This is a genomic window from Pseudoxanthomonas kalamensis DSM 18571 (assembly GCF_010211745.1).
In the GTDB taxonomy this organism is placed as follows: Bacteria; Pseudomonadota; Gammaproteobacteria; order Xanthomonadales; family Xanthomonadaceae; genus Pseudoxanthomonas_A; species Pseudoxanthomonas_A kalamensis.
Map to the genome: position 1 here is coordinate 128,429 of NZ_PDWQ01000001.1, position 22,563 is coordinate 150,991.

The 22,563-nt window shown below is 68.2% G+C and carries 20 protein-coding genes; 14 read left to right on the forward strand and 6 right to left on the reverse strand.

Features of this window, described 5'->3' with window-relative positions:
• Positions 1–225: 225 nt before the first annotated feature.
• From ilvC to CSC70_RS00620, 5 genes are all read left to right on the forward strand, one after another.
• Positions 226–1,281 (forward strand): ketol-acid reductoisomerase, encoded by a 1,056-nt coding sequence (gene ilvC / locus CSC70_RS00600; protein ID WP_281349585.1) that lies wholly within the window; start codon positions 226–228, stop codon positions 1,279–1,281.
• A complete protein-coding gene (gene ilvG / locus CSC70_RS00605) occupies positions 1,278–3,011 on the forward strand; it encodes an acetolactate synthase 2 catalytic subunit (protein WP_162454698.1) in 1,734 nt (577 codons plus the stop codon). Before ilvC ends, ilvG begins: the two co-directional genes overlap by 4 nt.
• Positions 2,995–3,249: an ACT domain-containing protein gene (locus CSC70_RS00610; RefSeq protein ID WP_162454699.1), complete on the forward strand. Its 255-nt coding sequence runs from the start codon at positions 2,995–2,997 to the stop codon at positions 3,247–3,249. The genes ilvG and CSC70_RS00610 overlap by 17 nt, the downstream gene beginning before the upstream one ends.
• Before the next feature lie 84 nt (positions 3,250–3,333).
• Entirely contained in the window at positions 3,334–4,482 is a 1,149-nt protein-coding gene (locus CSC70_RS00615) for a threonine dehydratase (RefSeq protein WP_162454700.1), read from the forward strand.
• On the forward strand, positions 4,479–6,032 hold the full coding sequence (locus tag CSC70_RS00620) for a 2-isopropylmalate synthase (protein WP_162454701.1): 1,554 nt from the start codon (positions 4,479–4,481) through the stop codon (positions 6,030–6,032). The genes CSC70_RS00615 and CSC70_RS00620 overlap by 4 nt, the downstream gene beginning before the upstream one ends.
• A 25-nt stretch (positions 6,033–6,057) precedes the next feature.
• Here the strand turns inward: CSC70_RS00620 and leuB are convergent, their stop codons facing one another.
• Genes leuB through leuC form a run of 4 tightly spaced genes read right to left on the reverse strand, consistent with a single transcriptional unit; the run spans position 6,058 to position 9,856 of the window.
• A complete protein-coding gene (gene leuB / locus CSC70_RS00625; RefSeq protein ID WP_162454702.1) occupies positions 6,058–7,128 on the reverse strand; it encodes a 3-isopropylmalate dehydrogenase in 1,071 nt (356 codons plus the stop codon).
• A gap of 51 nt (positions 7,129–7,179) precedes the next feature.
• The gene (locus CSC70_RS00630) at positions 7,180–7,734 is read right to left on the reverse strand and encodes a YbhB/YbcL family Raf kinase inhibitor-like protein (RefSeq protein WP_162454703.1); all 555 of its coding nucleotides are present in this window, start codon (positions 7,732–7,734) and stop codon (positions 7,180–7,182) included.
• A 47-nt stretch (positions 7,735–7,781) separates the two neighbouring features.
• Complete coding sequence (gene leuD, locus CSC70_RS00635; RefSeq protein ID WP_162454704.1) at positions 7,782–8,435, reverse strand: 3-isopropylmalate dehydratase small subunit; 654 nt, start codon at positions 8,433–8,435, stop codon at positions 7,782–7,784.
• The gene (leuC, locus tag CSC70_RS00640; RefSeq protein ID WP_162454705.1) at positions 8,432–9,856 is read right to left on the reverse strand and encodes a 3-isopropylmalate dehydratase large subunit; all 1,425 of its coding nucleotides are present in this window, start codon (positions 9,854–9,856) and stop codon (positions 8,432–8,434) included. The genes leuD and leuC overlap by 4 nt, the downstream gene beginning before the upstream one ends.
• 127 nt (positions 9,857–9,983) lie before the next feature.
• Between leuC and CSC70_RS00645 the strand changes: the two genes are divergently transcribed.
• Complete coding sequence (locus tag CSC70_RS00645) at positions 9,984–10,868, forward strand: LysR family transcriptional regulator (RefSeq protein WP_162454706.1); 885 nt, start codon at positions 9,984–9,986, stop codon at positions 10,866–10,868.
• Positions 10,869–10,874: 6 nt separating this feature from the next.
• Here the strand turns inward: CSC70_RS00645 and CSC70_RS00650 are convergent, their stop codons facing one another.
• Complete coding sequence (locus tag CSC70_RS00650) at positions 10,875–11,420, reverse strand: DUF2165 family protein (RefSeq protein WP_162454707.1); 546 nt, start codon at positions 11,418–11,420, stop codon at positions 10,875–10,877.
• Between the two features lie 133 nt (positions 11,421–11,553).
• On the opposite strand from CSC70_RS00650, the gene CSC70_RS00655 reads away from it, so the two are divergent.
• From CSC70_RS00655 to CSC70_RS00690, 8 genes are all read left to right on the forward strand, one after another.
• Positions 11,554–12,732 (forward strand): dipeptidase, encoded by a 1,179-nt coding sequence (locus tag CSC70_RS00655; protein ID WP_246189310.1) that lies wholly within the window; start codon positions 11,554–11,556, stop codon positions 12,730–12,732.
• Positions 12,733–12,877: 145 nt separating this feature from the next.
• The gene (locus tag CSC70_RS00660) at positions 12,878–13,537 is read left to right on the forward strand and encodes a thermostable hemolysin (RefSeq protein ID WP_162454709.1); all 660 of its coding nucleotides are present in this window, start codon (positions 12,878–12,880) and stop codon (positions 13,535–13,537) included.
• Complete coding sequence (locus CSC70_RS00665) at positions 13,534–15,009, forward strand: AMP-binding protein (RefSeq protein ID WP_162454710.1); 1,476 nt, start codon at positions 13,534–13,536, stop codon at positions 15,007–15,009. The genes CSC70_RS00660 and CSC70_RS00665 overlap by 4 nt, the downstream gene beginning before the upstream one ends.
• Positions 15,009–15,692, forward strand: a complete 684-nt coding sequence (locus CSC70_RS00670) for an iron-containing redox enzyme family protein (RefSeq protein WP_162454711.1) — start codon at positions 15,009–15,011, stop codon at positions 15,690–15,692. Before CSC70_RS00665 ends, CSC70_RS00670 begins: the two co-directional genes overlap by 1 nt.
• Entirely contained in the window at positions 15,692–16,531 is an 840-nt protein-coding gene (locus CSC70_RS00675) for an SDR family oxidoreductase (protein ID WP_162455305.1), read from the forward strand. Before CSC70_RS00670 ends, CSC70_RS00675 begins: the two co-directional genes overlap by 1 nt.
• On the forward strand, positions 16,512–17,180 hold the full coding sequence (locus CSC70_RS00680; protein WP_162454712.1) for a tetratricopeptide repeat protein: 669 nt from the start codon (positions 16,512–16,514) through the stop codon (positions 17,178–17,180). The genes CSC70_RS00675 and CSC70_RS00680 overlap by 20 nt, the downstream gene beginning before the upstream one ends.
• Positions 17,181–17,201: 21 nt before the next feature.
• The gene (locus CSC70_RS00685; protein WP_162454713.1) at positions 17,202–17,891 is read left to right on the forward strand and encodes a response regulator transcription factor; all 690 of its coding nucleotides are present in this window, start codon (positions 17,202–17,204) and stop codon (positions 17,889–17,891) included.
• A gap of 17 nt (positions 17,892–17,908) precedes the next feature.
• Positions 17,909–19,294: an ATP-binding protein gene (locus tag CSC70_RS00690; protein ID WP_162455306.1), complete on the forward strand. Its 1,386-nt coding sequence runs from the start codon at positions 17,909–17,911 to the stop codon at positions 19,292–19,294.
• 17 nt (positions 19,295–19,311) lie between these two features.
• Here the strand turns inward: CSC70_RS00690 and CSC70_RS00695 are convergent, their stop codons facing one another.
• Positions 19,312–22,491 (reverse strand): efflux RND transporter permease subunit, encoded by a 3,180-nt coding sequence (locus CSC70_RS00695; RefSeq protein WP_162454714.1) that lies wholly within the window; start codon positions 22,489–22,491, stop codon positions 19,312–19,314.
• Positions 22,492–22,563: the final 72 nt, after the last annotated feature.

The following is a 22,563-nucleotide window of genomic DNA, read 5'->3' on the forward strand; positions in this document are numbered from 1 at the left end:
TCGCGCTTGACACGGTCGCGATTCGCATGGTTTCCTAACGCACTATGTTGCATCGCCACACGCCAATGACGAACGCGCGCCGCGCAAGCGACGCTGCCCTCCTCGTACTCGTCCTCATTACCTCGCCTACAGGTGCGGGACGAGCCGGCGCGTAAACGAAAAGCACGCCAGATTCTCAGAACCCCGCACCGCAAGGCGCGGGGTTTTTGTTTGAAGGCCTTCCGAATTTTTCCGACACCCTTTCCCCAACACCACACAGACTTCCAGGATCCGACCATGACCACGCAGAACCTCCCCCAGCCCAAGATCGCCATCGTCGGCTACGGCAGCCAGGGCCGCGCGCACGCGCTGAACCTGCGCGACTCCGGCTTCGACGTGACCGTCGGCCTGCGCCCGGGCGGCCCGACCGAGGCCAAGGCCACCGCCGACGGCTTCGTGGTCAAGAGCCCGGCCGAAGCAGTCAAGGACGCCGATCTGGTTGCGGTGCTGACCCCGGACATGGTGCAGAAGAAGCTGTACGAGGACGTGCTGGCCGCGAACATGAAGCCCGGCGCCTGCCTGCTGTTCGCGCACGGTCTGAACGTGCACTTCGGCATGATCGCCCCGCGCGAGGACCTGGACGTGGTGCTGGTGGCGCCGAAGGGCCCGGGCGCGCTGGTCCGCCGCGAGTACGAGATCGGCCGCGGCGTGCCGTGCATCTACGCCGTCTACCAGGACAAGAGCGGCAACGCCGAGCAGCTGGCCCTGACCTATGCCGGCGGCCTGGGCGGCGCCCGCGCCAACATCATCAAGACCACCTTCAAGGAAGAGACCGAGACCGACCTGTTCGGCGAGCAGGCCGTGCTGTGCGGCGGCGCCTCGTCGCTGGTGCAGGCCGGCTTCGAAACCCTGGTCGAAGCCGGCTACCAGCCGGAAATCGCCTACTACGAAGTGCTGCACGAACTGAAGCTGATCGTCGACCTGTTCTACGAAGGCGGCATCACCCGCATGCTGGAATTCATTTCCGAGACCGCGCAGTACGGCGATTTCGTCAGCGGCCCGCGGGTGATCGACGCCTCGGTCAAGGCGCGCATGAAGGACGTGCTGACCGACATCCAGGACGGCACCTTCGTCAAGAACTGGGTCGCCGAGTACGAAGCCGGCCTGCCGAACTACAGGAAATTCCAGCAGGCCGACAAGGATCACCCGATCGAACAGGTCGGCAAGGCCCTGCGCGCCAAGATGGTGTGGCTGCAGGCCAACGCCTCCCAACCGGATACAGACGAGCAGGCCGCCGCATGAACGCAACTCCCGCCCCGGCGACGCCGCGCAACGGCGCCCGCTGGCTGGCCCACGCCCTGGAAGCCGAGGGCGTGGACACGCTGTTCGGCTATCCGGGCGGCACCATCATGCCGTTCTACGACGCGCTGGTGGATTCGTCGCTGAAGCACATCCTGGTGCGTCACGAACAGGGCGCGGCGCTGGCCGCCAACGGCTACGCCCGCGCCAGCGGCAAGGTCGGGGTCTGCGTGGCCACTTCCGGCCCCGGCGCCTCCAACCTGGTCACCGGCATCGCCGACGCCATGCTGGATTCGGTGCCGATGGTCTGCCTGACCGGCCAGGTCGGCACCCCGCTGATGGGTACCGACGCCTTCCAGGAGCTGGACGTGTTCGGCATGACCCTGCCGATCGTCAAGCATAGTTTCCTGGTGCGGCGGGTCGAGGACCTGCCGCACGCGGTGGCCGAAGCCTTCCGCATTGCCCGCGAAGGGCGCCCGGGGCCGGTGCTGATCGACCTGCCCAAGGACGTGCAGATGGCCGACGCCTCGCACCTGCCCGACCATGTTCCGGCAGAAATGCAGGCCCCACCGCCGCCCGATGCGGCGCAGCTGGCCGAAGCGATGGCGGCGATCGCCGGGGCCGAGAAGCCGGTCGTCTACGGCGGTGGCGGCATCGCCCTGGCCGACGCGGTCGATGCCTTCCGCCAGTTCGTCGATTCCACCCGCCTGCCGACCGTGCTGACTCTGCGCGGGCTGGGCGCCCTGCCCGGCAACCACCCGCAATTCCTCGGCATGCTGGGCATGCACGGCAGCCGCGCGGCCAACATGGCGGTGCAGGAATGCGACCTGCTGCTGGTGGTCGGCGCGCGCTTCGACGACCGCGCCACCGGCAAGCTCAACGAGTTTGCGCCGTTCGCCCGGGTCATCCATCTGGACGCCGATGCCTGCGAGATCTCCAAGCTGCGCGCAGCCGATATCGCCCTGCCCGGCGACGTGGCCGCCGGCCTGAAGGCGCTGGCCGGCGCGCGCAGCACCTGCGACGACTGGCGCAAGCGCTGCAACGACCACCGCAACCGCTTCGCCGCCCGCTATGACGCCCCCGGCGCCGACATCTACGCCCCGGCGCTGCTGAAGCGGCTCAGCGAAGTCGCGCCGGCCGACACCGTGATCGCCTGCGACGTCGGCCAGCACCAGATGTGGGTGGCCCAGCACTGCAAATTCGACCATCCGCGCAACCACCTGACCAGCGGCGCGCTGGGCACGATGGGCTTCGGCCTGCCGGCGGCGATGGGCGCGCAGTTCGCCTGCCCGGACCGCACCGTGGTCCTGGTCAGCGGCGACGGCAGTTTCATGATGAACGTGCAGGAGCTGGCCACCATCGCCCGCTGCAGGCTGCCGGTGAAGATCGTGCTGCTGGACAACCACGCACTGGGCATGGTCCGGCAGTGGCAGGAACTGTTCTTCGCCGAGCGCTACAGCGAGATCGACCTGAGCGACAACCCCGACTTCGCCGCCCTGGCCGAAGTGTTCGGCATTCCGGCCAAGCGCATCGACCGCCGCAACCAGGTCGAGGACGCGCTGGTCGACCTGCTAGCCCAGCCCGGCCCGGCGCTGCTGCACGTGGCGATCGACGTCAAGGCCAACGTCTGGCCGCTGGTGCCGCCGAACCACGCCAACAGCTCGATGCTGGAAGCCAATCCCGCCAAACCGCCGCAACCCCAGGAGCCCAAGTCCCATGCAATACCGGCTTGACTTGGTGCTGAAACCCGCCGAGGGCGCGCTGGTGCGCACGCTCGGCCTGATCGAGCGCCGCGGCTTCGCCCCGCGCGCGATCAACGGCGCCCCCGACCCGGCCGATGGCCGCTGGCGTGTGCAACTGGTCGTGGACAGTGCGCGGCCAGTCGAGGGCCTGCGCCTGCAACTGCTGAAGCTGTACGACTGCGAGGCGGTCGAAGCCACGGCGCTGCCCCGGCAGGAGCAGGCGGCATGAGCCGCCGGCCGCCTTCGCGCACCGCGCCCCCGGCCGAAGTGGTCCGGAGGCGTCTTCTTCGAGCTTGCCCGCTCGCCTGCCTCCATGCCTGATTCCCGCGCCACCGCCAGCAACGAAACGGACGTCGGCGACGTAAGCGTCTCCGTGGCCGACGTGCTGGCCGCGCAGGCGCGCCTGCGCCGCTACCTGAGCCCGACCCCGCTGCACTACGCCGAGCGCTTCGGCACCTGGCTGAAGCTGGAGAACCTGCAGCGCACTGGTTCGTACAAGGTGCGCGGGGCGCTGAACGCCATGCTGGCCGGGCTGGAGCGCGGCGACGACCGCCCGGTGATCTGCGCCTCGGCCGGCAACCACGCCCAGGGCGTAGCCTGGTCAGCCTACCGGCTGGGCCTGCAGGCGATCACGGTGATGCCGCTGGGCGCACCCGCCACCAAGATCGCCGGCGTGCAGCATTGGGGCGCCACCGTGCGTCAGCATGGCGAAACCTACGACGAGGCCTACGCCTTCGCCCGTGAACTGGCCGACCACAACAGCTACCGCTTCCTGCCCGCGTTCGACGACCCCGATGTGATCGCCGGCCAGGGCACCGTCGGCATCGAGATCGCCCCGCACGCGCCGGACGTGGTGATCGTGCCGATCGGCGGCGGCGGCCTGGCCTCGGGCGTGGCGCTGGCATTGAAGTCCCAAGGCATCCGCGTGATCGGCGCCCAAGTCGAAGGCGTGGACGCGATGGCCCGCGTTCTCAAGGGCGGCCTGGCCACGCGCGACCCGGCCGCCACCCTGGCCGACGGCACCCGGGTCAAGGTCCCAGGCTTGATCACCCGCCGCCTGTGCGCCAACCTGCTGGACGACGTGGTCATCGTCCGCGAGGCCGAATTGCGCGAAACCCTGGTCCGGCTGGCGCTGGAGGAACACTTGATCGCCGAGGGCGCCGGGGCGCTGGCGCTGGCCGCCGGCCGCCGGGTCGCCGGCAAGCGCAAGTGCGCGGTAGTCTCCGGCGGCAACATCGATGCCGCAGTACTGGCACAATTGCTGTCCGAAGTGCGGCCCCGGCCGCCGCGCAAGCCGCGCCGTCGCGTGCAGGAAGCCAATCCGGTCCTGCCCGCCGTGCGCGGCAACGCCGCAACACCCCCCCACACCACCACCGCGAAGCAGCACGAAAGCCCGGACGCCGACCCGCGTCCGCCGTTGCGCATCGCCGCCGCAGCCGTAACCGAGGAACCCGTCTGGTGAACACTTCAACCGCAACCCAACGCATCCGCATCTTCGACACCACGCTGCGCGATGGCGAGCAGTCGCCGGGCTGCAGCATGACCCCGCCGCAGAAGCTGGTGATGGCGCGCGCGCTGGCCGAGCTTGGCGTGGACGCGATCGAGACCGGCTTCCCGGCCAGCTCGCAGTCTGACCGCGAGGCGATGGCGCTGATCGGCGCCGAAGTCCACGAGCCGGTGCTGGCAGTGCTGTCGCGCTGCCTGCCGGGCGACATCGAGACTTCGCTAAAGGCGCTGGAAGCCGCATCCAGGCCGCGCCTGCACCTGTTCCTGTCGACCAGCCCGCTGCACCGCGAGCACAAGCTGCGGATGAACAAGGAGCAGGTGCTGGAATCGGTCCGCACCCACGTCGAGATGGCCCGCCGGCACATCGACGACATCGAGTTCTCGGCCGAAGACGCCACCCGCACCGAACTGGACTTCCTGGCCGAGGTGGTCGGCGTGGCAATCGCCGCCGGCGCCACATCGATCAACCTGCCCGATACCGTGGGTTTCACCACTCCGGACGAGATCCGCGAGATGTTCCGCCACCTGATCGAGACGGTACCGGGCGCGAAGGATGTCGTGTTCAGCGCGCACTGCCACAACGACCTTGGGCTGGCGGTGGCCAACTCGCTGGCCGCCATCGAGGGTGGCGCTCGCCAGGTCGAAGGCAGCATCAACGGCATCGGCGAGCGTGCCGGCAACTGTGCGATCGAGGAAATCGTGATGGCACTGAAGGTGCGCAACGCCTTCTACGGCTTCGACACCAGCATCGATACCCGCCGCATCGTGCCGACCTCGCAACTGCTGTCGCGGTTGGTCGGCATGCCGGTGCAGCGCAACAAGGCGGTGGTCGGCAGCAACGCCTTCGCCCACGAATCGGGCATCCACCAGCACGGCATGCTGCGCCATCGCGGCACCTACGAAATCATGCGCCCGCAGGACGTCGGCTGGCCGGATACGCAGATGGTGCTGGGCCGGCACAGCGGCCGCGCCGCGGTCGAGGCGCGCCTGCGTGCGCTGGGCTACTGGCTGGACGAGGACGAGCTGGGCACGGTGTTCGAGCAGTTCAAGGCCATGTGCGAAAAGCAACGCGTGGTCACCGACGCCGACCTGCAATCGCTGATGCAGGACGACAGCAGCGGCAGCGGCTACCGGCTGGCCTCGATGACGGTCAGCGACGCCGGTCATCGCGCCAGCGCCACCGTCGAGCTGTCCGACCCGGACGGCAACCGGGTCACCGAGACGGTCGAAGGCGACGGCCCGGTCGATGCGCTGTTCTCGGCGCTGGCCGCCGCCACCGGCGTCGACCTGACCCTGGAAAGCTACCAGGTGCACAGCGTCGGCTTGGGTACCGACGCCCGCGGCGAAGCCAGCCTGAGCGTGCAGTACGAAGGCGAGGAGTACGAAGGCACCGGCACCAGCAAGGACGTGATCGAGGCCAGCGCGCTGGCCTGGCTGGACGTGGCCAACCGCCTGCTGCGCCAGCGCCAGGGTACGCCGGCCGGCGGCGAAGTCGCCGCCGCCTGACCTGGGTCGTGCGGGATCGTCGCGGCTACAGCGCTGCGACGACCGCCGCGCCCATCTCGGCGGTGCCGACCTTGCGCCCGCCGTCGGCGCAGATGTCCGCGGTGCGCAGACCCTGGTCTAGCACTGCACCGACTGCGCGCTCGATCGCATCGGCCGCGTCGGCACAGCCGAAGCTGTAGCGCAGCATCATCGCCGCCGACAGGATCGTCGCCAGCGGATTGGCCACGCCCTGCCCGGCGATGTCCGGAGCCGAGCCGTGTGAAGGCTCGTACATGCCCTTGTTGTCCGCATCCAGCGACGCCGACGGCAGCATGCCGATCGATCCGGTCAGCATCGAGGCCTGGTCGGACAGGATGTCGCCGAACATGTTGTCGGTGACGATCACGTCGAACTGCTTTGGCGCGCGCACCAACTGCATCGCCGCGTTGTCCACGTACATGTGCGACAACTGCACGTCCGGATAGTCCTTCGCCACCTCTTCGACCACCTCGCGCCACAGCTGGCTGGACGCCAGTACGTTGGCCTTGTCGACCGAGCACAGCTTCCTGCCGCGCTGCATGGCCGCGTCGAAACCGACCCGCGCGATCCGCGCGATCTCGCCCTCGCTGTACGGCAAGGTGTCGTAGGCACGGCGCTGGCCGTCCACCGTCTCGCGACCGCGCGGCGCGCCGAAGTAGATGCCACCGGTCAGCTCGCGCACGATCAGGATATCCAGGCCGGCCACCACCTCGGGCTTCAATGTCGAAGCCGCCGCCAACTGCGGATACAGCAAGGCCGGACGCAGGTTGGCGAACAGGCCCAGTTGCGAGCGGATCTTCAGCAGCCCGCGTTCGGGACGCAGCGCCGGATCGATCGTGTCCCACTTCGGTCCGCCGACCGCGCCCAGCAGCACCGCATCGGCCGCGCGCGCGCGCGCCAGCGTCTCATCCGCCAGCGGCGTGCCGTAACGTTCGTAGGCCGCGCCGCCGAGGTCGTCGTATTCCAGTTCCAGTTGCAACCCGAACGCCGCATCGGCGCGCTGCAACACCTTGACCGCCTCGGCCATGATTTCCGGGCCGATGCCGTCGCCGGGAAGTACCAGAATCTTGTTGCTCATGCTTTCCTTGTTGGACGCCTGCGCGCCGTGGACTGATGGATCAAGCGGCCGTCAGCGGCCGTAGCGTGCGGTCAGGCTGGCCTGCCCGAGGACATTGGCGTGGACCATGAAGCCGACCATCGCGGCGCTGGCGTCGGCCGGCACTTCGATCTGCTCGACGCCGAGCGCATAGACGGTGAACACGTAACGATGCGGCGCGTCGCCGGGCGGCGGGCAGGCGCCACCGAAGGCATGGGTGCCGAAATCGGTGCGCCCCTGCACGGCACCGGCCGGAAGCGCGGCGCCATCGGCCGCACCGGCGTTCTCGGCCAGCGCGGTCGTGCCGGCCGGAAGGTTGTAGACGACCCAGTGCCACCATCCGGAGCCGGTCGGCGCATCCGGGTCGTAAGCCATCAGCGCATAGCTCTTGGTACCAGCCGGGCCCGGCGTCCATTGCAGCGCGGGCGAACGGTTCTGCCCGGAGCAGCCGAAGCCGTCGAACACCTGCGCCTCGGTCAGCGTGTCGCCTTCCTGCAGGACCGGGCTGGTGAGGACGAACTCCTGCGCGCAGGCCGAGGTCGCGAACAGGCAGGAAAGCAGCAGCGGAAAAATCGCGAGTTTGCGCATGGCCATCGTCCTCATGTGGTGGAAGCGGGCGGATTCCCGGCTCCCGTTCACTCCCTGCCCAGCGCGCCGAACAGCCACGGCTGCGCCGAACGGTGCCGCGCCTCGAAAACGCGGATTGCATCCTGATCCTGCAAGGTCAGGCCGATGTCGTCCAGGCCGTTGAGCAGGCAATGCTTGCGGAAGGCATCGACCTCGAAGCGGTGCTGCACGCCATCGGGCCGGGTCACCGTCTGCGCCGCCAGGTCCACGGTCAGCGAATAACCCTCGCTGGCCTCGCACTGCGCGAACAGCGTATCGACCTCGTCGGCCGGCAGCACGATCGGCAGCAACCCGTTCTTGAAACTGTTGTTGAAGAAAATGTCGGCGAAGCTGGGCGCGATCACCGCGCGGAAGCCGTATTCGTCCAGCGCCCACGGCGCATGCTCGCGGCTGGAACCGCAACCGAAGTTCTCGCGTGCCAGCAGCACGCTGGCGCCGGCGTAGCGCGGGAAGTTCAGCACGAAATCCGGGTTGCGCGGGCGGGCGCTGCTGTCCATTCCGGGTTCGCCGACATCCAGATACCGCCACTCGTCGAACAGGTTGGGCCCGAAACCGGTGCGCTTGATCGATTTCAGGAACTGCTTGGGAATGATCTGGTCGGTATCGACGTTGGCGCGGTCCAGCGGGCAGACCAGGCCGGTGTGTTGGGTAAAGGATTTCATTGCAGCATCTCCCGCACGTCGACGAAATGACCGGCCACCGCGGCGGCGGCGGCCATCGCCGGGCTGACTAGGTGGGTGCGTCCGCCGGCGCCCTGGCGGCCTTCGAAATTGCGGTTGGAGGTGGACGCGCAGTGCTCGCCACTGCCCAGCTTGTCCGGGTTCATCGCCAGGCACATCGAGCAGCCCGGCTCGCGCCACTCGAAGCCGGCTTCGATGAAGATCGTGTCCAGCCCCTCGGCCTCGGCCTGCGCCTTGACCAGTCCGGAGCCGGGCACCACCAGCGCCTGCTTGATGCTGGCGGCGACCTTGCGTCCCCTCGCGACTTCAGCCGCGGCACGCAGGTCCTCGATCCGCGAGTTGGTGCAGGAACCGATGAACACCCGGTCCAGACGAATATCGGTGATCGGCTGCTCGGCCTGCAGGCCCATGTATTTCAATGCGCGGGTGATCGAATCCTTCTTCACCGGATCGGTTTCGCGCGCCGGATTCGGCACGCTGGCATCGATCGGAAGCACCATCTCGGGAGACGTGCCCCAGCTGACTTGCGGCTTGATGTCTTCGGCACGCAGTTCGACCACCGTGTCGAACGCCGCGTCGTCATCGGATACCAGCGTCTGCCAGACCTTGACCGCGGCATCCCAGTCCGCGCCCTTCGGCGAGAACGGCCGATCCTTGACGTAGGCGATGGTCTTGTCGTCGACCGCGATCAGGCCGACGCGCGCGCCGCCTTCGATCGCCATGTTGCAGATCGTCATGCGGCCTTCGACCGACAGCGCGCGGATCGCACTGCCGCCGAACTCGATGGCATGGCCGTTACCGCCTGCGGTGCCGATCTTGCCGATCACCGCCAGCACGATGTCCTTGGCGGTCACGCCCGGCGACAGGGTGCCGTCCACCCGCACCAGCATGTTCTTCATCTTCTTGGCGACCAGACACTGGGTGGCCAGCACGTGCTCGACTTCCGAAGTGCCGATGCCGTGCGCCAGGGCTCCGAACGCACCGTGGGTGGAGGTATGCGAATCGCCGCAGACCACGGTCATGCCCGGCAGGGTCGCGCCCTGCTCGGGGCCGATCACGTGGACGATGCCCTGGCGCGCATCGTTCATCCTGAACTCGAGGATGCCGAAGTCGTCGCAGTTCTCGTCCAGGGTCTGCACCTGCAGGCGCGACACCGGGTCGGCGATCGCCAGCAGGCCGCCGGCGCGTTCGACCTGGGTGGTCGGCACGTTGTGGTCCGGGGTGGCGATGTTGGCGTCGATCCGCCACGGCTTGCGCCCGGCCAGGCGCAGGCCTTCGAACGCCTGCGGCGAGGTAACCTCGTGCAGGATGTGGCGGTCGATGTAGATCAGCGAGGAACCGTCGTCGCGGCGCGTGACCTCGTGCATCTCCCACAGCTTGTCGTACAGCGTCTTGCCTGCCATCGGCGGTTCCCGGTTCCGTGGTGGGTGGCCGGGCAGCTCAGTGCCCGGCAGGGAAGCCATGCTAGGCACTTGCAATCAATAAAACAAATTCATATTTTTCATTCATTGGATAACCAGTGGAAATGAAATGGATCTGGCCAGCCTGCAGGCCTTTCTTGCCATCGCCGAGACCGGCAGCTTCTCCGCCGCCGGCGAACGCCTGCACCTGACCCAGCCAGCCATCAGCAAGCGCATCGCCGTGCTGGAAGCACAACTGCAACGGCGCCTGTTCGACCGCATCGGCCGCGAAGTGGCGCTGACCGAAGCCGGCCAGGCCCTGCTGCCGCGCGCGCGCGGCATCCTCGACGAACTCGACGATGCCCGCCGCGAACTGGACAACCTCGGCAGCCGGGTCGGTAGCCGGCTCAGCCTGGCCACCAGTCACCACATCGGCCTGCACCGGCTGCCGCCGTTGTTGCGGCAATTCGGCCAGTCGCACCCGCAGGCTGCGCTGGACATCCGCTTCCTGGATTCCGAACAGGCCTGGTCCGAGGTGCTGCACGGCCGCGCCGAGCTCGCGGTGACCACCCTGGGCCCGGCCGCGCCACCGCTGCGCACGACGCCGGTCTGGGACGACCCGCTGGAATTCGTCGTCGCCCCCGATCATCCGCTGGCCGGCCGCTGCAACATCGGCCTGGCCGAACTGGCGGCCCATCCGGCGGTGCTGCCCGACGCCAACACCTTCACCCACCGCATCGTCGCCGAACGCTTCGCCGCCGCCGGACTCAGCCTCAGCCTGCGCATGACTACCAACTACATGGAGACCAACAAGATGCTGGTCGCCGTCGGCCTGGCCTGGAGCGTGCTGCCGCACACGCTGATCGATACCCAGACCACGGTGCTGGATGTGCCGGGCGTGCGCCTGAGCCGGCAGTTAGGCCACGTCAGCCACGCCGGCCGCACCCTGTCCAATGCCGCGCGCGCCTTCATGGCCCTGCTCGACGCCGAGGCAGCGGCAGGGTCCGTTGAATAACGCCGCTCAGTCCCGCATCGACAACAACCCGAACAGCAGCAGACCATAGACCGAGAACTGGAAAGCGCCGTTGTACGAACCGCTGCCGATCGCGGTCTGCCACATCTGCCACAACGCGGCGCCGAATACCCCGAACAACAGGAACCATACAAGAATCGCCACGCCAACGCCGTTGATGGCGTGACGCTTCGCCCGCAAGAAGGTGTCGCCATCCGCCATCCTGTGCCGCCACATCTGCCAGGCGCCCGCCGACATCAGCAGGCCGGCGGCGAATTCCAGCAGCAACACGAGTATCAACGATGCCCAGATCAAGGCCGGATGCACGATGGCCGGAACGATCGACTCCGGGTAGGCGGCGTGGTCGGCCCGACTCAGCACATAGGCAAACGAGGCGTACATCCCACCATCGAGGTTCATGACGTTCTGGACGGCGTATGCCAGGGCAAGCAAACCGAAAATAGCCGTGAACACGGCTTTCCATACGCGGATGTTCACAAGTTTCCCCTTCTCATGGACATGCATGGCCGTTTCTACGCCGATCCCGCTGCGCACGCAACACGCCACGCCTGCGCGGGAACTGGTTTAGCATCGGGATTCCCCTCGCGCCATCGGAGTCCGCATGTCCCTCATCCGTCGCCCGCTTGCCCTGCTCTGCCTCGGATGGCTGTTCGCCGCATCGGGTGCCATGGCGGAACCACCATCGCAGGCACAGGCACTGGAGCTGCAGCGGAAAATACTGACTCTGGACACCCATCTGGACACGCCGGCCAATTTCGGCAATCCGGACTGGAGCATCCTCGACGATCACAGCGCCAGCGGCCGGCAATCGCAGGTGGACTATCCGCGCATGGTCTCCGGCGCGCTCGACGGCGGCTTCTGGGCGATCTACACCGGACAGGGGCCGCAAACCGTCGAGGCCGACCTGAAGGCGCGCGACCACGGCCTGAAGCGGCTGATCGAGATCCGCGAAATGCTGGCCGCACATCCGGACACCTTTGCACTGGCGCTAACCGCCGACGATGCCGCGCGGATCAAGATCGAAGGCAAGCGCGTGGTCTACATCAGCATGGAAAATGCCTCGCCGCTGGTGCATGACCCCAGCCTGCTGCAGTTCTACTACGCGCAAGGCCTGCGGCTGATGAGCCTGGTGCATTTCGCCAACAACCAGTTGGCCGATTCGGGCACCGACCCGAAGGGCGCGCAATGGAACGGCCTCAGCCCGGCCGGCCAGGCGCTGGTCGCCGAGGCCAACCGGCTGGGCATCGTGCTTGACCAGTCGCACGGCTCGGACGCCGAATTCGACGCCCTGCTGGCGCTGTCGAAGACGCCGATCATCCTCTCGCACAGCGGCGCGCGCGCCGTCTACGACCATCCGCGCAACATCGACGACGAACGCCTGAAGCGGCTGGCCGAAACCGGCGGGGTCATCCAGGTCAATTCCTACGGCGGCTACCTGATCGACATCCCCAAGGACGAAGCGCGGCTGCAGGCCGAGGCCGAACTTCAACAACGCTTCGGCGACGACCCGGAAAGCCTGCCGGCCGCACAACAGGACGAATACCGTGCGGCATGGAAGGCGATGAACGAAGCGCACCCGCTCAAGCGCGCCAGTATCGACGACTTCTTCCGTCATCTCGACCACGTCCTCGAAGTCGCCGGACCCGAGCACGTCGGCATCGGCATGGACTGGGATGGCGGTGGCGGCGTGATCGGCCTGGACAGCGTGGCCGACCTGCCGAAGATCACCTCGCACCTGATGGAGAAGGGTTACAGCGAAGCGCAGATCGCCGACATCTGGGGCGGCAACGTGTTGCGCGTGCTGCGCCGGGCCGAGGCCTACGCCGCCAGCGGCAAGACTGACTGAAGTCTGCGCCTGCGAACGCCGCATTCATGCGCCGGACAGCCTGCGGGCGGCTGCACGGCGCATTGAACGGATTCTTCAGCCAACCCTTACGAACGGCTAACACGCAGCTCATTTTCGCTTAATCCGCGGCAGCCACGATGCTGCCATGCGCAAATACTCCTCCCCATACGCGGCTGCCGGCCGCGCCAATGCGGCGCAACGGATAGACCCCAACCACCCGCAACGCGGCGAAGTGGAAGCGTTCATCGCCGAGGTCTACCGGCAGCGTTTCGACACCCGCCTGCATCATTTCCTGCCGCACCTGCTGGCGTTCCGCGACGACGACGACCGCTTGCGCGCCGCGGTCGGTCTGCGCCGTGCCGACGAAGGCGCCCTGTTCGTCGAGCAATACCTCGACGCGCCGGTGGAACACGAGATAGGTCGTGCCCTGCGCCGCGAAGTCGAACGCCGCCATGTGGTGGAAGTCGGCAACTTCGCCGCACGCGACGCCGGCGACGCGCGGCGCATCATCGAACACGTGACCGGGGTACTGCACCGCGCCGACCTGCGCTGGGTGGTGCTGGTGGCCACCCGCCAGCTGCGCAACGCCTTCGATCGCCTGCAGCTGTCCACCTCGATCCTGGCGCCGGCGCAACGCGAACGACTGACCGACGACGGCACCGACTGGGGCCGCTACTACGACACCGGTCCGCAGGTCGTGTACGGCAATGTCGCCGCCGGACAGGCCTTCCTGTCGCTGCGCGCCACCGAGGCATCCGACGATGCGCCGGCGGTGCTGCCCTGCCCGTGTCTGGCGATGTCATGAGCGACCTCGACGACCTGCTGCTGCAACCATTGCGGCATGACACGCGTCCGCGCGTGCTGGTCGCCGAACCCCTGAACGGCGCACAGCTGTTCGCCAGCGCCGCGCGCATCGCCGATGCAGTGTCCGCGCTGGGCCTGTCGCGGGTCGCCAGCCGGCTCGACAACGGGCCGCAGTGGCTGGCGCTGGACCTGGCCCTGCGCCGGCTCGGCGCCGTGCACGTGCCGCTGCCGACCTTCTTCACCCCGCAGCAGGCGCAGCACGCCCTGCACAGCAGCGGTGCCCAGGCGCTGGTGGAAATGGCGGCCCCGCACACGGCAACCGCGGCGCACGTGCCGTTGCCCGAAGGCCTGGTCGCCAGCCTGCTGGCGTACGACGAAATCGCTCTGCCGGACGGTACCGCCTGCATCACCTACACCTCGGGCACCACCGGCAACGCCAAGGGCGTGTGCCTGGACGAACATGCCCTGCTGACCGTGGCCGATTCGCTGGCCGCGGCCGCGCGACCGCTGGCCCCGCGCCGCCATCTGTGCCTGATGCCGCTGTCGACGCTGCTGGAAAACGTCGCTGGCCTGTACGCGGCGCTGCTCGCCGATGCCGAGATCGCGGTGCCGCCGCTGGCGGAAATCGGCTACACCGGTTCGGCCGGACTGGACGTGCCCCGCCTGCTGCGCTGCCTGCACCGCTACCAGCCGGAAAGCGTGATCCTGCTGCCGCAACTGCTGCTGGCGCTGGTGATGGCCGCCGAATCCGGCGCCGCGCTGCCGACCTCGCTGCGTTTCATCGCCGTCGGCGGCGGCCGTGTCGGCCAGGGATTGATGCGGCGCGCATTGGCTTTGGGCTTGCCAGTGTACGAAGGCTACGGTCTGACCGAATGCGCCTCGGTGGTTTGCCTGAATCGCCCCGGCGCGCGCCGCCCCGGCAGTGTCGGCCAGCCGTTGCCGCATGCCTCGGTCTGGCAGCGCGACGGCGAGCTGTTCGTCGAAGGCGTGCGCTGCCTGGGTTACCTGGGCGACGACGCATTGCCGCCCGGCGCCATCGCCACCGGCGACCTCGGCCACATCGACGAGGACGGCTTTGTTCACGTCACCGGCCGCCGCAAGCACATGTTCATCACCTCCTACGGCCGCAACGTCTCGCCCGAGTGGATCGAAAGCGAGCTGCTGCAGCACCCGTTGCTGGCGCAGGCGGTGGTCAGCGGCGAGGCGCGTCCCTGGAACGTGGCCGTGCTGTGGCCGCGCCGCGCCGATGCCGGCGACGACGCCATCCGCCGCGCGCTGGCCGAGGTCAACCGCGGTCTTCCCGACTATGCGCAGGTCGCCGATTTCGTCCGCGCCGAAGCGGCGTTCGGACTGGGCAACGGACTGCTGACCGCCAATGGCCGGGTGCGCCGCGAAGCCGTGCTGGCGCGCTACGCCGGCGCCATCGACGCCCGTTACCCCTCTTCGACATCCCTCACTTCCGGAGCATCCTGATGAGTTTCCACGACGACCTGCTGGCCCAGACCGAAGCCGAGCGCGCCGCCCTGATCGGCGTGCCGATCATCCAGTCCGCGCTGGCCGGGCGCATTTCCCACGACGACTACACCGCCTTCCTGCGCCAGGCCTATCACCACGTGCGCCACACGGTGCCGCTGCTGATGGCTTGCGGCGCGCGGCTACCGGCCCGGCTGGAATGGCTGCGCACGGCGATCGGCGAATACATCGAGGAAGAGATGGGCCACCAGGAGTGGATCCTCGACGACCTGGCCGCCTGCGGCATGGACCGCGCGGCCGAGGCGGCCTCGGAGCCTTCGCTGGCGACCGAACTGATGGTGGCCTATGCCTACGACACGGTGATGCGCGGCAATCCGGTCGGCTTCTTCGGCATGGTGCTGGTGCTGGAAGGCACCAGTGTGGCGCTGGCCACGCGTGCCGCCGAAACCATCGAAACCTCGCTCGGCCTGCCGCGCAACGCGTTCGTCTATCTGCGTTCGCACGGCGATCTGGACATCGAGCACACCGGCTTCTACGAGTCGCTGATGAACCGGCTGGACGATGCCGATGACCACCGCGCGGTGCTGCACGCCGCGCGCCGTTTCTACGTGCTTTACGCCGACATCTTCCGCAGCCTGCGCCAGGACGGCGAACGGCGCGACACCGCGAGGCAGGCGGCGTGATTCCGCTGCAGGGGCGCAGCGTGGTCGTCACCGGCGCCAGCGGCGGCATCGGCACCTGCCTGGTCGCCGGGCTGGTCGAGCACGGCGCGCACGTGGTCGCCGTCGCCCGTCAGAGTCACTCGCTGATGGTGTTGAAGGACAAGCATGGCGATGCGCTGGAAGCGATGACCTGCGACATCGCCGACGATGCCGACCGCACGCGCCTGTTGGTCCGCCTGCGCTCGCTGCAGACGCCGCCATCGATGCTGGTGCTGAGCCATGCGATGGACGGCTTCGGCCTGTTCGAGCAGCAGTCCGAAGCCAGCCTGCGCCGCCTGGTCGACACCAACCTGACCTCTTCGATGCTGCTGCTGCACGCCATGCTGCCGCTGCTGCGTGCGCAGCCGCAGGCCGCGGTGGTAGCGATCGGATCGACCTTCGGCAGCCTGGCCTTCCCCGGCTTCGCCGCCTACAGCGCCAGCAAGTTCGGCCTGCGCGGATTGATCGAGGCGCTGGCGCGCGAGTACGCCGACGACGACGCGCTGCGCTTCCAGTACCTGTCGCCGCGCGCCACCCGCACCCGCTTCAACTCGCCAGCCGCGCAGGCGCTGAACCGCGAACTGTCGGTGCACGAGGACCGGCCCGAGGAAGTTGCCCGGCGGCTGCTCGCCGCCATCCGCCGCGGCGATGCGCGTCTGCAGGTCGGCTGGCCGGAAAAACTGTTCGTGCGCCTGAACGGCGCATTCCCGTGGCTGGTCGACGGCAGCCTGCGCGGCAAGCTGGCGGCGATCCGTCGCCATGCATTGCCACTCGACACTCGTCCCGATACGGAGAACCTCGATGAACCCGTTTCTCACTGAATGCAGGCGTCTGCTCGCCCCTGCCCTGTTGCTGGCCGCCGCTGGCTCCGCTCTCGCCGCCGACACCCTGACGCCATCAGTCGCTGCCGTCCGCGACGACTGGGCCAAGGCCGTCTACGCCACGCCCAAGCCGCAGCGCCAGGCCGCGCTGGAAGCATTGTCGCAACGCGCCGCCAGCGCACGCGATGCGCAGTCGCAGGATGCCGACGCGCTGATCTGGGACGGCATCGTGCTGTCCAGCCTGGCCGGCGAGCGCGGCGGCATCGGCGCGCTGGGACTGGTCAAGCAGGCGCGCAAGGATTTCGAGCAGGCGCTTGCGATCGACCCGACCGCGCTCGACGGCGCCGCCTACACCAGTCTGGGTGCGCTGTATTACCAGGTGCCCGGCTGGCCGATCGGCTTCGGCAACGACGACAAGGCCCGCGACTACCTGCTCAAGGGCCTTCAGATTGATCCCGACGGGATCGACGCCAACTATTTCTACGGCGACTTCCTGCGCGACCAGGGCGACTGGAAGAACGCCGACGCCGCGTTGCAGAAGGCGAAGTCCGCGCCGCCGCGTGCCGGCCGCGAACTGGCCGACAGCGGCCGCCGCAAGGAGATCGACAGCGCGCTGGCCGAAGTCCGCAAGCATCTTGCGCAGCCCTGAACCGATGACCACACTGGGCCGATGCGCATCCTGCTGGTGGAAGACGACGATCTGCTTGGAGAAGGCATCCGCACCCTGTTGCGCCGAGCCGCGTATTCAGTGGACTGGGTCCATGACGGTCCGGGCGCGCTGACCGCGATCCGCGATGGCAACTTCGACCTGGTCGTGCTCGATCTCGGGCTGCCCGGCCTGGACGGCATCCAGGTGATCCGCCAGTGCCGCGACCGCGGCGCCGACGTGCCGATCCTGGTACTGAGCGCACGCGAACGCCCGTCCGACCGCGCCACCGGGCTGGACGTCGGCGCCGACGACTATCTCGGCAAACCGTTCGACCCCAACGAGCTGCTGGCGCGGGTACGCGCGCTGTTGCGGCGCAGCTCCGGCCGCGCCACGCCGCTGCTGGTCCACGGCGCGCTGACGCTGGACCCGGCGGCGCTGTCGGCCAGCTGGCAGGGGCGCGCGCTGGACCTGACCCGCCGCGAATTCGCCCTGCTGCGACTGCTGATGGAATCCAACGGCCGGCCGCTCAGCCGCGAATCGGCGCAGCAGCGCCTGTACGGCTGGAACGAGGACGTGGCCAGCAACGCCGTCGATGTCCACGTCCACCAGCTGCGACGCAAACTGCCAGAAGGCATGATCCGCACCGTGCGCGGCGTCGGTTACGCGCTGGACCCGCAGGTCGCCGGTGCGCGGGACGGCAATTCGCCATGAGATCGATGCGGCGAACGTTGCTGCTGTCGCTGATCGTGGTGATGTCACTGGTGATGGCGGTCGCCGCCGGCTTCAGCTACCGCGCCGGACTGCAGGAAGCGGGGGAAATGTTCGACGCCAAGCTGGCCCACTCGGCGCGGGTGCTGGTCAGCCTGGTCGATGCGCCGCTGGGTGATCTGGCCGAACATCCCGGCGACAACGATCCGGTGGTGATCCACGGCTGGCATGGCCAGGCACAGGGCGTCGGCGATGCGCTGGCTTTCCCCAGCGGGCATGCCTACGAAACCAAACTGGCGTTCCAGGTGCGCGATGTACAGGGCCGGCTGCTGCTGCGTTCGGACAGCGGTCCGGACACGCCATTGGCGCCGCGCGAACCGGGCTTTCGCAACGTGGTCCTGGACGGCGAGCAGTGGCGCAGCTTCACCCTGCAGGCACCGAGCGGGCGCTGGTACCAGTCGGCCGAACGCGCCGACATCCGCCGCGAGATCGCCGGCGACATCGCCCTGGGTACCCTGCTGCCGCTGCTGCTGGCGCTGCCGTTGCTGGCGCTGTCGGTGTGGTGGGTCGTGCGCTGGGCGACCCGCGGACTGGCGCAGGTCTCCGAGGAAATCGGCGCGCGCGCGCCCGAACGCATGCAGCCGATCCGGCTGCAGCACGTGCCGGAAGAGATTCAGGGCCTGGTCGCGGCGACCAACGGCTTGCTGGCGCGTCTGGAGGCCAGCCTGGCGCGCGAACGCCGCTTCACCGCCGACGCCGCGCACGAGCTGCGCACGCCGCTGGCGGCGCTGAAGGTGCATGCCGACAACCTGCGCCATGCCGCCGACGAGGGCGAACGCAGCGAATCGCAACGCCAGGTCGATGCCAGCGTCCGCCGCATGGAGCGGCTGGTCGCGCAACTGCTGTCGCTGGCCAAGCTCGAACCCGACGCCCCGCGCGATTTCCACGACGTGGTAGACATGTCCATCCTGGTCCAGCGCCAGGTCGAACAGCAGTCCGCGCTGGCCGCCGCACGTGATATCGAACTGGTGTCGCAAATCCAGTCCGCACCGATGACGGTGCATGGCGAAGAGGTCGCGCTGGAAACCCTGGTCCGCAACCTGCTGGAGAACGCCCTGCGCTACACCCCACGCGGCGGTCGGGTCGAGATTGCGCTGGCCGACGATGGCGATGCGCTCAAGCTGCGGATGGAAGACTCGGGCCCCGGTATTCCTCCGCACGCGCGCGAACGCGTGTTCGAGCGTTTCCACCGCGAACTGGGAACCCAGACCGAAGGCAGTGGCCTGGGCCTGCCAATCGTCAGCCAGGTGCTTGCCCTGCATGGCGGCGCGATCACGCTGGACGATTCGCCGGCGCTGGGCGGACTGCGCGTGCGCGTGCGCCTGCCGCGGCAACCGGCGCACTGAAACCGCCGGCTGCGCTGTCAGTCGACCCGTTCTTCCGGCCGGACCCGGAACCAGGCCGCGTACAGCGCCGGCAAGAATAGCAGGGTCAGCACGGTCGCCACCGCCAGTCCGCCCATGATCGCCACCGCCATCGGCCCGAAGAAAGCGCTGCGCGACAGCGGGATCATCGCCAGGATCGCCGCCAGCGCGGTCAGCACGATCGGGCGGAAACGGCGCACGGTGGCGTCGATCACCGCGTGCCAGCGGTCGTGGCCGGCGCGGATGTCCTGTTCGATCTGGTCGACCAGGATCACCGAGTTGCGCATGATCATGCCCGACAGCGCGATGGTGCCGAGCATGGCGACGAAGCCGAACGGCACCCGGAACAGCAGCAGCGCCAGGGTCACCCCGATCAGTCCCAGCGGCGCGGTCAACAGCACCAGCACCACTCGCGGGAAGCTGCGCAGCTGCAACATCAGCAAGGTCACCACCACCAGCAGGAACAGCGGCATCCCGGCCTTGATCGAATTCTGCCCACGCGCCGAATCCTCGATCGCGCCACCGACTTCCAGCAGGTAGCCATTGGGCAGAGCGGAACGGATCTGGTCCAGGGTCGGCTCGATCTGCGCGACCACGGTCGGCGCGGTCAGCTCGGTCCCGATGTCGGCGCGTACGGTGATCGTCGGCAACCGGTTGCGGTGCCAGATGATGCCGTCCTCGAAGGCGTATTCCAGCGTGCCCACCTGTGCCAGCGGCACGCTGCCGCCGCTGGCGATCGGCACCGCCAGGCTGCCGAGCAGTTGCAGCCGGGTGCGCTCGTCCTCCGGCCCGCGCAGCAGGATCTCGACCAGCACGTTGTTCTCGCGATACGTGCTCACGTGCAGTCCCGACAGGGAGCTGGCCAGGAACTGCGCCACCTGGCTGCTGCTGACGCCCAGCGCGCGCGCGCGTTCCTGGTCCAGATTGACCCGCACCACCTTGCTGGGCTCGTCCCAATCGAGGTTGACATTGGTGGTGTTGGGGTTGGCGCGCACCTTCTGCTCGACCTGGCGCGCGATCTCGCGCACGCGGTCGATATGCTCGCCGGACACCCGCAGCTGGATCGGGTATCCCACCGGTGGGCCGTTCTCCAGCCGGGTCACGCGGAACTGCAACTGCGGGAACTGCGGCCCGACTTCGTCGATCAGCCAGCGGCGCAGGCGTTCACGTGCTTCGATATCCCTGGCCAGCACCACGAACTGGCTGAAGTTGGTCTGCGGCAACTGCTGGTCCAGCGGCAGGTAGAAGCGCGGCGAACCGGTACCGACATAGGCCACGTAGTTGTCGATGTCCTCGCCGCGCGCAGCCAGCAGCTTCTCCAGCCGCAGCGCCTGCTTCTCGGTTTCGCGCAGCGACACGCCTTCGGCCAGTTCCATGTCGACCATCAGTTCGGGACGGGTCGAGTCGGGGAAGAACTGCTGCGGCACGAAGCGGAACAGCAGCACCGAGGCAACGAACGTCGCTATGGTGATCCCGATCACCAGCCAGCGATGGCGCAGGCAGGCGTCGAGCAGGGCGCGGAAGCGCCGGTAGAACGGCTTCTGGTACGGGTCGTGCTGGTGGTGCTCGCCGTCCTGCTCCGGCACCGGCGCCAGCACATCGGCGAACGCCGGCCAGCGGTCGGCCAGGCGCTCGCGCCAGCCGCGCCAGCGCGCCGCCAGCGAACCGGGCTTCGGCGCCGCCTTCGGCAGATGCAGGTCCGGCAGCATCTTGTCGCCCAGGTACGGGATGAACAGCACCGCCGCGATCCACGACACCAGCAGGGCGATGGTCACCACCTGGAACAGCGAGCGGGTGTATTCGCCGGTGCTGGACGCGGCGGTGGCGATTGGCAGGAAACCGGCGGCGGTCACCAGGGTGCCGGTCAGCATCGGGAAGGCGGTGCTTTCGTAGGCGAAGCTGGCCGCACGCAGGCGGTCGAAACCCTGCTCCATCTTGATCGCCATCATCTCCACCGCGATGATCGCGTCGTCGACCAGCAGGCCCAGCGCCAGCACCAGCGCACCCAGCGAGATCTTGTGCAGGCCGACCCCGAAGTAGTGCATGACCGCGAAGGTCATCGCCAGCACCAGCGGGATCGACACCGCCACCACCAGGCCAGTGCGCAGGCCCAGCGAGAAGAAGCTCACCAGCAGCACGATGGTCACCGCCTCGGCCAGCACCCGCACGAATTCGCCGATCGATTCGCGCACCGCGTGCGGCTGGTCGGAGACCTTGCGCAACTGCATGCCCAGCGGCAGCGTGGCCTGCAGGCGGCGGAACTCGTGCTCCAGGGTGTCGCCGAGACTGACGATGTCGCCGCCGTCGCGCATCGCCACCGCGATGCCGATGGCGTCCTCGCCCATGAAGCGCATGCGCGGCTGCGCCGGATCGGAGAAGCCGCGGTACACGCGGGCCACGTCGGCCAGACGGAAGGTGTTGCCGTTGGCGCGGACCGGGAAGTCGCGGATCTGCTCGACCGAATCGAAGCCGCCGCTGATGCGCAACTGCACGCGGTCGCTCGGCGTCTCGAAGAAGCCGGCCGCGACTATCGCGTTCTGCTGCTCCAGCGCCTGCTGGATGCTCGCCAGCGGGATGCCGAGGGTGGCCAGCTTGGTGTTGGACAGCTCGATCCACACCTTTTCGTCCTGCAGGCCGACCAGTTCGACCTTGGCCACGTCCGCCACCCGCTGCAGTTCCAGCTGGATGCGGTCGGCATATTCCTTCATCACCGCGTAGTCGAAACCCGGCGCGGTCAGCGCATAGATGTTGCCGTAGGTGTCGCCGAATTCGTCGTTGAAGTACGGGCCGTACACGCCTTCCGGCAGCGTGGCGCGGATGTCGCCGACCCGCTTGCGCACCTGATACCACAGCTCCGGCACTTCGTCCGAATGCATCGAATCGCGCGCCATGATGATGACCTGCGACTCGCCGGGCCGCGAATACGAACGCACGTACTCGTATTCGCCGGTGCCCATCACCGCCTTCTCGATGCGCTCGGTGACCTGCCGCGAGACTTCCTCGGCGGTCGCGCCCGGCCACTTGGTGTTCACCACCATCACCTTGAAGGTGAACGGCGGATCCTCGGACTGGCCGAGGTGGCGATACGACCAGGCGCCGACGATCGCCAGCACGATCATCGCGTACAGCACCAGGCCGCGATTGGTCAGCGCCCACTCGGACACGTTGAAGCGACGCATGCTCAGTGCTCCCCCGGGCTTGGCGGCGCGCCGCGAGTGGCCTGACGCCCAGCGGATCGGATCATTCGGTCG